This is a genomic window from Streptomyces sp. NPDC001339 (genome assembly GCF_042895955.1).
Classification (GTDB): Bacteria; Actinomycetota; Actinomycetes; order Streptomycetales; family Streptomycetaceae; genus Streptomyces.
The window spans coordinates 491,727-505,487 of record NZ_JBIAWT010000001.1; the positions used below are offsets into that span (position 1 = coordinate 491,727).

General features: G+C 72.6%; 12 protein-coding genes. 7 read left to right on the plus strand and 5 right to left on the minus strand.

Annotated elements, in window-relative coordinates:
• Positions 1–134: 134 nt before the first annotated feature.
• Positions 135–572, minus strand: a complete 438-nt coding sequence (locus ACFY12_RS02085; protein ID WP_390713761.1) for a fluoride efflux transporter FluC — start codon at positions 570–572, stop codon at positions 135–137.
• A 212-nt stretch (positions 573–784) separates the two neighbouring features.
• On the opposite strand from ACFY12_RS02085, the gene ACFY12_RS02090 reads away from it, so the two are divergent.
• Both ACFY12_RS02090 and ACFY12_RS02095 read left to right on the plus strand, forming a co-directional pair.
• Entirely contained in the window at positions 785–1,528 is a 744-nt protein-coding gene (locus ACFY12_RS02090) for a FadR/GntR family transcriptional regulator (protein ID WP_390713762.1), read from the plus strand.
• Positions 1,525–2,817 (plus strand): CynX/NimT family MFS transporter, encoded by a 1,293-nt coding sequence (locus ACFY12_RS02095; RefSeq protein WP_390713763.1) that lies wholly within the window; start codon positions 1,525–1,527, stop codon positions 2,815–2,817. Before ACFY12_RS02090 ends, ACFY12_RS02095 begins: the two co-directional genes overlap by 4 nt.
• Positions 2,818–2,865: 48 nt before the next feature.
• Here ACFY12_RS02095 and ACFY12_RS02100 read toward each other — a convergent pair whose 3' ends face one another.
• Together ACFY12_RS02100 and ACFY12_RS02105 are read right to left on the minus strand one after the other, a co-directional pair.
• Positions 2,866–3,957 carry a magnesium and cobalt transport protein CorA gene (locus ACFY12_RS02100; protein WP_390713764.1) on the minus strand — a complete coding sequence of 364 codons (1,092 nt, stop codon included), beginning with the start codon at positions 3,955–3,957 and terminating at the stop codon, positions 2,866–2,868.
• Positions 3,958–4,080: 123 nt separating this feature from the next.
• Positions 4,081–5,634, minus strand: a complete 1,554-nt coding sequence (locus tag ACFY12_RS02105) for an MFS transporter (RefSeq protein WP_390713765.1) — start codon at positions 5,632–5,634, stop codon at positions 4,081–4,083.
• Positions 5,635–5,739: 105 nt separating this feature from the next.
• Here ACFY12_RS02105 and ACFY12_RS02110 point away from each other — a divergent pair, with 105 nt between their 5' ends.
• The 3 genes from ACFY12_RS02110 (at position 5,740) to ACFY12_RS02120 (ending at position 10,428) form a co-directional block, all read left to right on the plus strand.
• Positions 5,740–6,705, plus strand: coding sequence for a helix-turn-helix transcriptional regulator (locus ACFY12_RS02110; protein ID WP_390713766.1), 966 nt, complete (start codon positions 5,740–5,742; stop codon positions 6,703–6,705).
• Positions 6,706–6,877: 172 nt separating this feature from the next.
• Positions 6,878–9,247 (plus strand): heavy metal translocating P-type ATPase, encoded by a 2,370-nt coding sequence (locus ACFY12_RS02115; RefSeq protein ID WP_390713767.1) that lies wholly within the window; start codon positions 6,878–6,880, stop codon positions 9,245–9,247.
• A gap of 233 nt (positions 9,248–9,480) precedes the next feature.
• Entirely contained in the window at positions 9,481–10,428 is a 948-nt protein-coding gene (locus tag ACFY12_RS02120; protein WP_390713768.1) for a beta-ketoacyl-ACP synthase III, read from the plus strand.
• A 145-nt stretch (positions 10,429–10,573) separates the two neighbouring features.
• Here the strand turns inward: ACFY12_RS02120 and ACFY12_RS02125 are convergent, their stop codons facing one another.
• Together ACFY12_RS02125 and ACFY12_RS02130 are read right to left on the minus strand one after the other, a co-directional pair.
• On the minus strand, positions 10,574–10,807 hold the full coding sequence (locus ACFY12_RS02125) for a hypothetical protein (RefSeq protein WP_390713769.1): 234 nt from the start codon (positions 10,805–10,807) through the stop codon (positions 10,574–10,576).
• A 190-nt stretch (positions 10,808–10,997) separates the two neighbouring features.
• A complete protein-coding gene (locus ACFY12_RS02130) occupies positions 10,998–11,933 on the minus strand; it encodes a glutaminase (RefSeq protein ID WP_390713770.1) in 936 nt (311 codons plus the stop codon).
• A 278-nt stretch (positions 11,934–12,211) separates the two neighbouring features.
• Here ACFY12_RS02130 and ACFY12_RS02135 point away from each other — a divergent pair, with 278 nt between their 5' ends.
• The gene (locus tag ACFY12_RS02135) at positions 12,212–12,445 is read left to right on the plus strand and encodes a hypothetical protein (protein ID WP_390713771.1); all 234 of its coding nucleotides are present in this window, start codon (positions 12,212–12,214) and stop codon (positions 12,443–12,445) included.
• A gap of 93 nt (positions 12,446–12,538) precedes the next feature.
• Positions 12,539–13,450 (plus strand): 1-aminocyclopropane-1-carboxylate deaminase/D-cysteine desulfhydrase, encoded by a 912-nt coding sequence (locus tag ACFY12_RS02140; RefSeq protein ID WP_390713772.1) that lies wholly within the window; start codon positions 12,539–12,541, stop codon positions 13,448–13,450.
• Positions 13,451–13,761: the final 311 nt, after the last annotated feature.

Sequence of the window (13,761 nt, forward strand, 5' to 3'; positions counted from 1 at the left end):
GGGCTCTTCCCGAGCCCCACCGCTTCCGCGTGTTCTGGTCGCTTTCGTGCGGTCCAGTCGCTTTCGTTAGGTCCGATCGCTTCCGCGCGTTCCGATCGCGTTCGTGCGGCCCGATCGCTTCCGCGCGTTCCGGTTCAGCCCGTCCGCCGGCCCGGTACGAGCAGGGCGCGGGCGCCGGCCACCCCGGCCCATACGGCCGCTAGCGCGGCGAGCACGGTGCCGGCGAGGCAGGCCAGGGCGGGCAGTGGCTGCCGGTCGCCGACCAGCCGCTGGACGTCGACCGCGTACGTGGAGAACGTGGTGAAGCCGCCGAGCACGCCGGTGCCGAGGAACGGCCGCAGCAGCCGGTGGGCCGGCCGGACCTCGGTGATCAGCACCATCAGCACACCCATCAGCGCACAGCCGACGGCGTTGACCGCCAGGGTCGTCCAGGGGAAGGCGCCGGGCCCCGTGGGCCAGAGCAGCGAGGCGCCGTAACGAGCCGCGGCCCCGACCGCGCCGCCCGCGGACACCGCGCCGATCACCGGCCACTGTCCCTGCCAGGGCCTGGCCCGGCGGGCTCGCTCGTCCATAGGTCTCCCGAGATCATCGGCGCGCCCTCAGGCTAACCCGCCCGTTGCCCGGGCTTGTCCGCCTGCCCCCGCCTGCCCCGCCGTCTTCCTCCGCCCGCCCGTCCTCTCCCCAGCCTGTCCTCCCCAGCCCGCCCTCCCCGGTCCGTTTGACAGCGTCAAACATGGGATGTTCCCATCACCGGTGAAATGAGAGCGAAGGAGGGCCCGGACCCATGCCGCTGCGCAGTACCGCCCGTACCAATCTGGTGGACCTGGTCATCGAACAGATGGAGAGCCTGATCGCCGGTGGCGAGTGGCAGGTCGGGACGAAGATCCCGGCCGAACCGGTGCTCGTGGAACAGCTCGACGTCGGCCGCAACACCGTCCGCGAGGCGGTCCGCGCCCTGGTGCACACCGGGATGCTGGAGCCACGCCAGGGCGACGGCACCTACGTCCGCGCCAGCAGCGGCTTCGGCGCCGCCGTCCAGCGCAGACTGCGGCGGGCCGGCGACCTGGAGGCGTTCGAGGTGCGCGCCTCGCTGGAGCGCGACGCCGCGCGCTACGCCGCCCAGCGCCGTACGGACGAGGACCTCACCACGCTGCGCACCGCCCTCTCCGTCCGTGATCAGGCCTGGAAGAGCGGCGATCTGGCCGCCTTCATCGACGCGGACATGGACTTCCACCGGGCCGTCGCCGCCGCGGCCCACAACAGCGTCCTCGCCGAGCTGTACGACCACCTCAGCGACGCGCTGCGCTCGACGCTGCAGTCCGTCGTCGGCGCCCCCGTCCCCGAGTCCGTACGCAATCAGTACGCCTCGCACGAGGCCATCGTCGACGCCATCGAGGCGCAGGACCCCGAGGCCGCCGAACGCGCGGCGCTGGCGCATCTCTCCGAAGGCATGGCGGCACTGCGCGACACCCCCGACAGCACCGACAGCACCACGCATACCGACCGCGCGAAGGGAGCACAGGAGTGATCCAGGACCGGACCGCCACACGTACGGCCCCCGATACAGCTCCCGATACAGCCCACGATGCGGGCGCCGGCTCCACAGAAGCGCCGCTTTCCGCGGCAGCCCCGGGCGTCGCCGGGCGGCGCGCCCTCTACATCGGTGCCGGCGTCGTCCTGCTGGCCCTGAATCTGCGTCCCGCGCTGGTCGCGGTCTCGCCGCTGGCCGGCACCATCCGCACCGACAGCGGAATGTCGGCCGCCGCCACGAGCCTGCTCACCGCGCTGCCGCTGCTCTGCTTCGGCCTGCTGTCACCGGTCGCGCCACGGCTGGGGCGGCGGTTCGGCATGGAACGCTCGCTGCTCGGCACGATGGCACTGATCTGCGCGGGCACCGCGCTGCGGCTGCTGGACTCGGTCCTGGCGTTGTTCGCCGGGACGATCGTGATCGGCGCCGGGATAGCCGTGGCCAATGTCCTGCTGCCCGGCCTGATCAAGCGGGACTTCCCGGCCAGGGCCGGGCTGATGACCGGCCTGTACTCGATGTCGCTGTTCGGCGGCGCCGCGCTGGCGGCCGGTGTCACGGTGCCCGTCCAGCAGGCCGCCGGCCTCAGCTGGCAGGCCACCCTTGCCTGTTGGGGCGCGCCGGCGCTCCTGGCGCTGATGTTCTGGCTGCCGCAGACCGGCGCCCGTACGCGGGTACCGGCGGGCGCGGCCCGCGAGGCGGCACGCCCGGTGCGCGGGCTGTGGCGCGACCCGCTCGCCTGGCAGGTCACCGCCTACATGGGCCTGCAGTCGCTGAGCTACTACGCGGCGGCCGCCTGGCTGCCGACGATGCTCACGGACGCCGGAATGAGCGCCGGTGACGCCGGCTGGATGCTGTCCTTCTCCTCGCTGCTGGGCATCGCGGGCTCGTTCCTCGCCCCGGTGATCGTCGGCCGACGGCTGCGGGCCGGCACGCTGGCCGTCCTGGCCGCGGTGCTGTGCGCGGCGGGATTCGCCGGCGTCCTGGTCGCGCCGGTGGGCGGCGCGTACGTCTGGATGGTGCTGCTCGGCCTGGGCCAGGGCGCGGCGATCAGCCTGGCGCTGCTCTTCATCGTCCAGCGCGCCCCGGACATCCGGCACACCGCCCAGCTCTCCAGCATGGCCCAGTGCTTCGGCTACATCCTCGCCGCGACCGGCCCGTCCGTCCTGGGCGCCGTACGGGACGCCTCCGGCAGCTGGACGGTACCGCTGGCCGTCCTGCTGGCACTGCTGGTCCCGCAGATCGCGGCGGGCTGGGGCGCGGCCCGTCCCCGGCATGTGGCGGGCCGGTGACCACCTACGACGGCGACCAGCCGATCCGTTACGGCCAGGCCGTTCCGCCTACAGCCAGCCGTTCCGTTTGAAACCGCGGTGGATGGCCCAGCAGAGGGTGGCGATCACCGCCAGCACCAGCGGATAGCCGAAGGTCCAGTGCAGCTCCGGCATGTAGTCGAAGTTCATGCCGTACACACCGCACACCATGGTCGGTACGGCGATGATCGCGACCCAGGCGCTGATCTTGCGCATGTCCTCGTTCTGGGCGACGGTGACCTGGGCGAGGTGGGCCTGGAGTATGGAGTTGAGCAGCTCGTCGAAGGCGGTGATCTGCTCGGTGACCCGGTCGAGGTGGTCGGCGACGTTCCGGAAGTACGTCTGGATCCGGGGGTCGACCTGCCGCATCGGCCGGGTCGCCAGTTCCTGCATCGGCCGGTCCAGCGGGGCCACCGCGCGTTTGAGTTCCAGCAGTTCGCGCTTGAGCTGGTAGATCCGGCCGGCCCCGCGGCTGCCGCGTACGGAGAAGACCTCGCTCTCGACGTCGTCGATGTCGTCCTGGACGGCGGCGGTGACGTCGAGGTAGTCGTCCACGACCAGGTCGGCGACGGCGTGCAGCACGGCGGACGGGCCGAGCGCCAACTGCTCGGGGTCACACTCCAGTTGTTCGCGCAGCGGGCCCAGCGAGCCGTGCCCGCCGTGCCGCACTGTGATCACGAAGTCGGTGCCGGTGAAGACCATGATCTCGCCGGTGTCCACCACTTCGCTGGTGTCGGTGAGCTGGTCGTGCTCGACGTAGCGGACCGTCTTGAAGACCGTGAACAGCGAGTCGTCGTAGTGCTCCAGCTTCGGCCGCTGATGGGCGTGGACGGCGTCCTCGACGGCGAGCGGATGCAGCCCGAACAGCTCGACGATGCCGGAGAATTCCCGCTCGGACGGCTCGTGCAGCCCGATCCAGACGAACCCCCGGCCGGTGTCCCGGACCCGCCGTATCGCCGCCTCGGCCGGGTGGTCGCCGTCCTGCCGTACGCCGTCCACGTAGACCGCGCAGTTCACCACGGCGGTGCCGAGCGGCGAGCGCGCCGGGTGGCTCAGGTCGACACCCCGGCTGCGCGGCTGCGGAAGCCGGACGGCCTTGCGGAGGTTGCTGATCACCGACATCCGGACAGTATGGCCCGCGACGGGCGGCGGGGCCTACGGTCCGGGGGCAGGTTTTGCCCTGGCCCCGGACCGTGGGCCCCGGACCGTGGGCCCCGGCCCTCCGGACCCCGGACCCCCGGCACTTCAGGACGTCAGAGCCGGCGCCGCTTCCCGCTCCGCGGCGGTCTCGTCCGCCGTGGCGTCCTCCGTGGTGTCCGGGGTGGTGTCCGCCGCCGCGGGATGCTGCGCATGGCCCCGTCGCGGGAGCAGGAACAGCAGGCCGAAGACGAGGACCAGACCGCCGGAGATCCACCACAGGGAGTGGGTGGTGGCGTTGATGAACGCGGTGCGGGCCGCGGCGCCGGCCACCGCCCCGCCGCTCTCCCCCGTATCGCCGACGACCCCGAAGAACGCCACCGAGGACAGCCCGAGGCCGAGCGCCATGCCCAACTGGCCGGTGGTGTTGAAGATGCCGGACGCCGAACCGGAGTGCTCGGCCGGCACCTCGGAGATCGCCACATCGGTGATCGGCGCGACGATCAGGCCCATACCGGCGCCCATCAGCAGCATCGCCGGTGCCATCTGCCAGGACTGCATGGCGGTGCCGTAATGCCCGGCCTGCCAGATGTAGAGGAGCGCCCCGGCCAGCATGATCAGCGCGCCGGCCTGCAGCACCTTGCGGCCGAAGCGCGGCACCAGCTTCTGGACGGACATCCCGGCCGCGACCGAGCAGGCGAGCGAGAACGGCACTCCGGTCAGCCCGGCGCGGAGCGGGCTCCAGCCCAGGCCCAGCTGCATGTAGAGCGTCCAGATCAGGAAGAACAGTCCGCTGACGACACCGAAGGTCAACTGCACACCGGCACCGGCCGCAAACGTGCGGACCCTGAAGAGGGAGAGCTCGACGAGCGGCGAACCGTCCTTGCGGGACTTGGCGCGCTCGTACCGTACGAACGCGGCCAGCACGAGCGGGCTCGCGGCCATCGACACAAAGCCCCACAGCGGCCAGCCGGACTCGCGGCCCTGGGTGAGCGGGTAGAGCAGCATCAGCAGACCGGCCGTGGCCAGCGCGGTGCCGATGAGGTCGAGGCGGAGCGCGTTCGGGGAGCGGGACTCGGTGATGAAGCGGCGGCCGAGCAGCATGCCGACCACGCCGACCGGCAGGTTGATCAGGAAGATCGGGCGCCACTCCAGGCCGAAGAGGTTGCCCTCGGTGAGCAGCGCGCCGATCAGCGGTCCGCAGACCGCGCCGAGGCCGATCACCGCGCCGAACATCCCGAAGACCTTGCCGCGCTCGTTCGCCGGGAAGCTGACGTGGATGATCGCCAGCACCTGCGGCACCATCAGCGCGGCCATCGCGCCCTGGAGTACCCGCGCGCCGACCAGCATCCCCGGGGTCGCGGCGAGCCCGCACAGCGCGGAGGCGGCGGTGAATCCGGCCATCCCCAGCAGGAACAGCCGCTTGCGGCCGAAGATGTCACCGAGCCGGCCGCCGGTGATCAGGCCGAGCGCGAAGGCGAGGGCGTATCCGGCGGTGACCCACTGGAGAGCGCTGAAGGTGGCGCCGGTGTCCCGCTGGATGCTCGGAATGGCGATGTTGACGATCGTGGCGTCGACCAGGTCCATGAAGCTGGCGGTGAGGACGACGGCGAGCGCTATCCAGCGTCTGCGGTCGGCCGGCGCGGGGGCGGTCGTGGTCATGGGGTGGTGTTCTCCAGGGGTGGTGGCTCCGGTATGTCGTTCGGCCCCGACACTAAGGGCCATGTAGGACAGCTCCCGTCCTACTGGAGCAGGCATCATCGACCCATGAGTGAGACGTCGGCGCGACTGCTGAATCTGCTGTCCCTGCTCCAGACCCCGCGCGAATGGCCCGGCAGCGAGCTGGCCGAGCGGCTGGGGGTCACCTCCCGGACCATCCGCCGCGATATCGAGCGGCTGCGGGAGCTGGGGTATCCGGTGCACGCCACGATGGGTGCGGAGGGCGGCTACCGGCTGGCCGCGGGCACCGCGATGCCGCCGCTGCTGCTGGACGACGAGGAGGCGGTGGCCATCGCGGTCGGCCTGCGCTCGACGGCCGGCCACACCATCGCGGGTATCGAGGAGGCGTCCGTACGGGCGCTGGCCAAGCTCGAACAGGTGCTGCCGGCCCGGCTGCGGCGGCGCGTGGGCACGCTCGGCACGGCCACCGTCCCGATGCCCGCCGACGGCGGGCCGACCGTCGACCCGGAGCATCTGACGGTGCTCGCCGCGGCCATCACCAACCACGAGCGGCTGCGCTTCCGGTACCGGGCGGGCGCCGGGGCCGTCAGCAGGCGCCTGGTGGAGCCGCACCGACTGGTCGCGGCGGGACGGCGCTGGTACCTGGTCGCGTACGACAACGACCGTGAGGACTGGCGGATCTTCCGGGTGGACCGGCTGAGCGAGCCGTTCCCGACCGGCGTCCGGACCACACCCCGGGAGCTGCCGGCCGCCGACGCGGGGGCGTACGTCCGCGCGCGGATGCAGGCGAGGACGCGGACGCACCGGGCGGTGGCGACGGTGTACGCACCCGCCGCGGAGGTGGCCGCCCGGCTGGGCGGGCCGGCGGCGGGCGAGGTCGAGGCGCTCGACGAGGCGTCCTGCCGCTGGCACAGCGCCTCGGAGTCGCTGGAGTGGCTGGCGATGCGATTGGCGCTGCTGGGGCGCGAGTTCACGGTGCAGGATCCGCCGGAGCTGGTGGCGTATCTGCGGGAGATGGGCGGGCGGGTGAGCCGGGCGGCGGAGGGCGGGTGAGCGGGAGCGGCGGACCGGAGGTGCGGAAGAGACCACCCGGCGGGCGGAAGAGACCACCCGGCGACCACCCGGAGGGGTAGAGCAACCGCCCTGCCGAAATACCCCCGAGGGGTATATGGTTGTGCGTGATGACGCACCGTGGCCCGCAGCCGCCGCACACCGAGGAGCCCGCATGACCACCGCGATCGGAGAGCACCGCGTCGAGCTGGAGATCGGCGGGATGACCTGCGCCTCGTGCGCCGCCCGCATCGAGAAGAAGCTCAACCGCATGGACGGGGTCACCGCCACCGTCAACTACGCCACCGAGAAGGCGCAGGTGGCGGTGGCGGAGGGCAGCGCGGTCCGGGCCGCGGATCTGATCGCCACCGTGGAGAGGACCGGGTACACGGCCACGGTCCCCGAGCCGCCGGCCCCCGCGCCGGCCGCGGGCCCGGCGGGCGAGCCCTCCGCCGGCGAGGGCCGCGGCGGTCCGGACGAGCAGGCCGCCGCCGGGCTCGCCGCGCTCCGGCAGCGGCTGCTGGTGTCCCTCGCCCTGACCGTCCCGGTGGTGCTCATGGCGATGGTCCCGCCCCTCCAGTTCACGTACTGGCAGTGGCTCTCCCTCTCCCTGGCCGCCCCGGTGGTGGTGTACGGCGCCTGGCCGTTCCACCGGGCGGCCGCGACCAACCTGCGGCACGGCGCCGCCACGATGGACACCCTGATCTCGATGGGAACCCTCGCGGCATTCGGCTGGTCGCTGTGGGCGCTGTTCTTCGGGCACGCCGGTATGCCCGGAATGACCCACCCGTTCACGCTCACCATCGCCCGTACCGACGGCAGCAGCGCCGTCTACCTCGAAGCCGCGGCCGGCGTGACCACGTTCATCCTGGCCGGGCGCTACTTCGAGGCGCGCTCGAAGCGGAAGGCGGGCTCCGCGCTGCGGGCCCTGCTGGAGCTGGGCGCCAAGGACGTCGCCGTCCTGAGATACGAAGGGGGCGAGGGCGAAGCGCTCTCCAACCGGGGCGGTGGCGGGCGACGGGCGGGCGGCAGGGAGATCCGCGTCCCCACGGCCGAACTGAGCGTCGGCGACCACTTCGTCGTACGCCCCGGGGAGAAGATCGCCACCGACGGAACGGTGCTGGAGGGCTCCTCCGCGATCGACGCCTCGATGCTCACCGGTGAGTCCGTCCCGGTGGAGGTCTCCCCCGGGGACACCGTCACCGGGGCCACCGTCAACGCGGGCGGCCGGCTGGTCGTCGAGGCCACCCGGGTCGGCGCGGACACCCAGCTCGCCCGGATGGCGCGGCTGGTGGAGGACGCGCAGAACGGGAAGGCCGCGGCGCAGCGGCTGGCGGACCGGATCTCCGCGGTCTTCGTCCCGGTCGTGATCGTGCTCGCCCTCGGCACCCTGGCCTACTGGCTCGTCACCGGTGCCGGCGCGGTGGCCGCCTTCACCGCGGCCGTCGCCGTCCTGATCATCGCCTGCCCGTGCGCGCTGGGTCTGGCCACGCCGACCGCGCTGATGGTCGGTACCGGCCGCGGCGCCCAGCTCGGCATCCTGCTGAAGGGGCCCGAGGTGCTGGAGTCGACCCGTAAGGCCGACACCATCGTGCTCGACAAGACGGGCACGGTCACCACCGGCGTGATGACGCTGACGGAGGTACACCTCGCCGAGGGCGCCGACGAACCGGAGGTGCTGCGGCTGGCCGGCGCGCTGGAGCACGCCTCCGAGCACCCCGTGGCCCGCGCCATCGCCACCGGCGCCGAGTCCCGTACCGGCGCCGCGCTGCCCGCCCCCGAGGACTTCGCGAACGTCCCCGGCCTGGGCGTCCAGGGCGTCGTCGAGGGGCACGCCGTCCTCGTCGGCCGCGAGCGGCTGCTGGCCGAGCGGTCGCAGCCCCTGCCGCCCGCGCTGGCCGAGGCCAAGGCCGCGGCCGAGGCCGAGGGCCGCACCGCGGTGGCCGTCGGCTGGGACGGCGCGGCGCGGGCGGTGCTGGTCGTCTCCGACGCGGTGAAGCCGACCAGCGCCGAGGCGGTCCGCGGCCTGCGCGCGCTGGGCCTGACGCCGGTGCTGCTGACCGGGGACAACAAGGCCGTCGCCGAGGCGGTGGCCGCCGAGGTGGGCATCGACGAGGTGATCGCCGAGGTCCTGCCGGAGGACAAGGTGGCCGTGGTCGAACGGCTCCAGGCGGAGGGCCGCTCGGTGGCGATGGTCGGGGACGGCGTCAACGACGCGGCCGCGCTCGCCCGCGCCGACCTGGGCCTGGCGATGGGAACCGGCACCGATGCCGCCATCGAGGCCGGTGACCTCACCCTCGTACGGGGCGACCTGCGGGTGGCCGTGGACGCCATCCGGCTGGCCCGGGCCACCCTCGGCACCATCCGGGGCAACCTGTTCTGGGCGTTCGGCTACAACGTGGCGGCGCTCCCGCTGGCCGCCGCCGGACTGCTCAACCCGATGATCGCCGGCGCCGCGATGGCCTTCTCCTCGGTCTTCGTCGTCGGCAACAGCCTGCGCCTGCGCCGCTTCAGGGCACTGGTCCAGGAGGAGGCACGGGGCTGAGCCCGGACATACGGGGCCGAGCCCGGCGGGGACGTACGCAGCTGTTCCCCCGTTCCCAGAGGACGTACACGGCTGAGCCGCACCACCGGGACCTCGGGTTCTGGCACCTGTCTCCAGATCTGGCGCCGGAACGTTGGCGGATCTCCCACCCGTCGGCCCGGACCGGCGGGTGAGACTGGTGAGGCAGCAGCCACCGTCCACGTACAGGCCCACGTACAGGGGGAACTGAACTCATGACCGGGTCACGCATCCTGGCCCTCGGCCATCACCAGCCCTCCGGCGTGCTCACCAACGACGATCTCGCCGGGATCGTCGAGACCGACGACGCCTGGATCCGCAGCCGGGTCGGTATCCGTACCCGCCATATCGCGGCGCCCGACGAGACCGTCGACGCGATGGCGGCCGCCGCCGCGGCCAAGGCCCTGGCCGCGGCCGGCCTCGCCCCCCAGGACATCGACCTGGTCCTGGTCGCCACCTGCACGGCCACCGACCGCAGCCCCAACACCGCGGCCCGGGTCGCCGCCCGCCTCGGGATGGCCGCCCCCGCCACCATGGACCTCAACGTGGTCTGCGCCGGCTTCACCCACGCCCTGGCCACCGCCGACCACGCCCTACGGGCCGGCGCCGCGACCCGTGCGCTGGTCATCGGGGCGGAGAAGTTCACCGATGTCGTCGACTGGACGGACCGTACGACCTGTGTGCTGGTCGGCGACGGCGCCGGAGCCGCGGTGGTCACCGCCTGCGACGACGAGGCGGGGCCCGGGATCGGTCCGGTCCTGTGGGGGTCGGTTCCGGAGATGGGCGACGCGGTACGGATCCAGGGCGAGCCCGCCCGGTTCGCCCAGGAGGGCCAGACCGTCTACCGCTGGGCGACGACCCAGCTGCCGGGCATCGCCCGGGAAGTCTGCGCACGCTCCGGGATCCGGCCCGAGGACCTCGCGGGTGTGGTGCTCCACCAGGCCAATCTGCGGATCATCGAGCCGTTCGCGGAGCGGCTCGGCGCGGTCAACGCGGTGATCGCCAAGGATGTCGTCGACTCCGGGAACACCTCCGCGGCATCCGTGCCGCTGGCACTGTCCAAGCTGGTCGAACGCCGTGAGATCGCCCCCGGTGCCCCGGTCCTGCTGTTCGCCTTCGGCGGCAACCTCTCGTACGCGGGCCAGGTCGTCCGCTGCCCGTGAGGCGGTGAGGGCACGGGGGCCGTGGGGCCGTAGGGCCGGGGCCGTGGGGCCGTAGGGCCGGGGCCGTGGGGCCGTAGGGCCGGGGCCGTGGGGCCGTAGGGCCGGGGCCGTGGGGCCGTAGGGGCACCGGGCGGGGTCCGGCGCGCTACGCCGGGTCGGCGGGGTGCTCACCCATGTACAGCACGCCGCAGAGCCGGCAGAACGGCTTGGCGCTGTTGCCGCCCCAGGCGTCGGCCGGCTGGGTGGCGGCGGCCGGGGCGAGGTCCCGCCCGCACATGGCCGTGGTGGTCCCGACCCGCGTCATGTGCCAGAGCTTGACCGGGGTGTCCTCGTGCGGCAGGACACCTTCCTCGTACTCGGCGCGAATCTCGTGCTCCATGGCGGTGCACCTCCTCACGCCAACGATGCGCCAGCTGATCGACGGCCACAACGCCAGCCCCCCGACCGGGGCAACCGTCCACACCCCGCGCCACGGGCTCGGAATCCGCTCAGAACACCGACTCCCCGGTCAGCGTCGTACCCCATCCCCCGGGGGCAACCCCCGAACCCCCGGCCGCCCCCCGAGCACGTCAGAACACCGACCACCCGGTCAACGTCGTGAAGTGGTCCAGGGCAGCCGCCCCCGCGACGGAGTTGCCGCGGGCGTCGAGGCCGGGGCTCCACACGCACAGGGTGCAGCGGCCGGGGATGACGGCGACGATGCCCCCGCCGACGCCGCTCTTCGCGGGCAGCCCCACCCGGTAGGCGAACTCCCCGGCCGCGTCGTACGTCCCGCAGGTCAGCATCACCGCGTTGATCCGCTTGGCCTCACGCGCCTCCAGCAGCCGGCTGCCGTCGGCGCGCAGCCCGTGGCGGGCCAGAAAGCCGCCCGCGACGGCCAGATCGCGGCAGCTCATCTCGATCGAACACTGCCAGAAGTAGTGCTCGATGACGCTGGAGACAGGGTTCTCCAGGTTGCCGAAGGACGCCATGAAGTGCGCCAGCGCGGCGTTGCGGTCACCGTGCGCAGCCTCGGAGTCGGCCACCGCCTGGTCAAAGGCGACGTCCGGGTTGCCGCTCTCCTCGCGCAGGAAGTGCAGCATCGACGTACTGGCGTCGCCGGTCAGGGTCTGCAGCCGGTCGGTGACGACCAGGGCGCCAGCGTTGATGAACGGGTTGCGCGGAATGCCGTTCTCCGCCTCCAGCTGGACCAGCGAGTTGAACGGCGTGCCGGACGGCTCCCGGCCGACCCGCTTCCAGATGTCGTCGTCGTCCTGGCTCCCGTGGCTGCTGTGGCTCTGCGCCATCACCAGCGCCAGGGAGAACGCCTTGGAGATGGACTGGACGGAGAACGGCACCTCCCAGTCACCCACTCCGTACACCGCACCGTGTATGTCGGCGATCGCGATCCCGAAGCGGTCCGCCGACACCCGCTCCAGCGCGGGTATGTAGTCGGCGACCTTTCCGTGCCGTACGAACGGCCTGGCGTAGGCCGCTACCTCCTCGAGAACGCCCTGGTAGTCCATATCGGACACGCTAACCCGAGGGGATCGGCGCCCCCATCGGAGCCCCCCACCAGCGGCATCACCCCGCCGCCCCGCTTTCCTGTGCCGACCCGCCGTACCCGTCGTAACCGCCGTACTCGCCGCACCCATCGGAGCCGCCCGGCACTCGGAACCTTCCCGTACACCGAATGACCCCTCCGGGTCGCACACTTCGCCGAAATCGCCCAGCCTGGCACGGGAACCCCACGGCCGCCCGCGCCGTTGATCCCTTACAAGACGGACCACACGGAGGTGGCTCTATGGCCGGGTTTCTGGATCGCGCCAAGGAACAGGCCCGTCACGGGCTGGAGCAGGGCAAGCAGAAGGTCGAAGAGGTGCAGGCGATGCGGGCCGGCAACGACCTGCTGAGAAAGCTGGGCGCGGCGTACTACGCCGAGAAGCGTGGCAGCGGCTCGGACGAGGTGACACAGCAGGCACTGAGCGCCCTGGAGGCCCATATCGCCACCCACGGGGACGGTTTCCTGCGCGGATGACCGACCCTGCCGGACGGACGCGGGCGCCCCGGCACCGGTCCGGGTATTGATCTCGCCGTTCGTCAGGTAGGCGTCAGCCCGCACAATGGAGGGATGACCGCCCCCGTCGACCTCGCCGCCGTGCTGCGCCCGCAGCTGCCCTCTCCCCTCCAGGAGATCGAGGACGAGGCCTTCGCGCGGCGCGGCGTACGGCTGCTGCTCAAGCGGGACGATCTGATCCACCCGGATCTTCCGGGCAACAAGTGGCGCAAGCTGGAGCCGAATCTGCGGGCCGCGGCCGCCGCGGGTGAGCACGCGCTGCTGACGTTCGGCGGCGCGTACTCCAACCATCTGCGGGCCACGGCGGCAGCCGGCCGCCTCCTCGGCATCGCCACCATCGGCGTGGTCCGCGGTGACGAACTGGCCGGTGCGCCGCTCAACCCTTCCCTGGCGCGCTGTGCCGCCGACGGTATGCGGCTGCACTTCATCGACCGGGCCCGGTACCGCCGCAAGGACGATCCGGAGGTGCTCGCCGCTCTGCACGACCGGTTCGGCGCGTTCCGGCTGATACCGGAGGGCGGCAGCAACTCCCTCGCCGCCCGGGGCTGTGCGGAGCTGGGCCGGGAGCTCCGCGAGGCCGCCGACACGGTCGCGGTGGCCTGCGGCACCGGCGGCACCCTGGCGGGCCTCGCCGCCGGCCTGGGACCTGGCGGACACGCGATCGGCTTTCCGGTCCTCAAGGGAGGCCGGCCGCACTTCCTCCAGGCGGCGGTCGAGCGGCTGCAGCACGCGGCGTTCGGCGGCCCGCGCGGCAGCTGGCGACTGGACGACCGCTTCCACTGCGGCGGATACGCCCGCCGCACCCCCGAGCTGGAAGCCTTCGCGGACGCCTTCGAACAGCGCCACTGCCTCCCCGTGGAGCGGAGCTACGTCGCCAAGCTGCTGTACGGGCTCACCGTCCTGGCCGAGGAGGGCGCGTTCGCGCGCGGGAGCACGGTCGCCGCGGTCATCACCGGCGCGCCCTGACCCCGCGCGGGCCCCTTCAGGACCCCGCGCGGGCCCCTTCCGGCGCATGGTGTGACGATCGGTACGTGGTGGGAGAGATGGGCACGCAGGGTGTTCCGTCCGAAGGCCCGTAGCCGAGCCTCGTGACGTACGGCGGCAGCCGGGACAGGGCGCCACGCACAGCCCCACGAAGATCCACATGGGCCGCGGATACGAGCGTTTCGCGTGGTCAGTCCTGGAATGAAAGGAACCGTCCATCGGTTTTTACCGATCGACCGGTGCACGGCCCATGGACGAACGGGCGGTCTTCCGGCTCACTGGAAGTGCGCTGC

What these genes read in the sequence shown, in the direction of transcription:
- ACFY12_RS02085 (WP_390713761.1), bottom strand. Translation starts at nt 572, where the DNA reads ATGGACGAGCGAGCCCGCCGGGCCAGGCCCTGGCAGGGACAGTGGCCG.
- ACFY12_RS02090 (WP_390713762.1), top strand. Translation starts at nt 785, where the DNA reads ATGCCGCTGCGCAGTACCGCCCGTACCAATCTGGTGGACCTGGTCATC.
- ACFY12_RS02100 (WP_390713764.1), bottom strand. Translation starts at nt 3,957, where the DNA reads ATGTCGGTGATCAGCAACCTCCGCAAGGCCGTCCGGCTTCCGCAGCCG.
- ACFY12_RS02105 (WP_390713765.1), bottom strand. Translation starts at nt 5,634, where the DNA reads ATGACCACGACCGCCCCCGCGCCGGCCGACCGCAGACGCTGGATAGCG.
- ACFY12_RS02110 (WP_390713766.1), top strand. Translation starts at nt 5,740, where the DNA reads ATGAGTGAGACGTCGGCGCGACTGCTGAATCTGCTGTCCCTGCTCCAG.
- ACFY12_RS02115 (WP_390713767.1), top strand. Translation starts at nt 6,878, where the DNA reads ATGACCACCGCGATCGGAGAGCACCGCGTCGAGCTGGAGATCGGCGGG.
- ACFY12_RS02120 (WP_390713768.1), top strand. Translation starts at nt 9,481, where the DNA reads ATGACCGGGTCACGCATCCTGGCCCTCGGCCATCACCAGCCCTCCGGC.
- ACFY12_RS02125 (WP_390713769.1), bottom strand. Translation starts at nt 10,807, where the DNA reads ATGGAGCACGAGATTCGCGCCGAGTACGAGGAAGGTGTCCTGCCGCAC.
- ACFY12_RS02130 (WP_390713770.1), bottom strand. Translation starts at nt 11,933, where the DNA reads ATGGACTACCAGGGCGTTCTCGAGGAGGTAGCGGCCTACGCCAGGCCG.
- ACFY12_RS02135 (WP_390713771.1), top strand. Translation starts at nt 12,212, where the DNA reads ATGGCCGGGTTTCTGGATCGCGCCAAGGAACAGGCCCGTCACGGGCTG.
- ACFY12_RS02140 (WP_390713772.1), top strand. Translation starts at nt 12,539, where the DNA reads ATGACCGCCCCCGTCGACCTCGCCGCCGTGCTGCGCCCGCAGCTGCCC.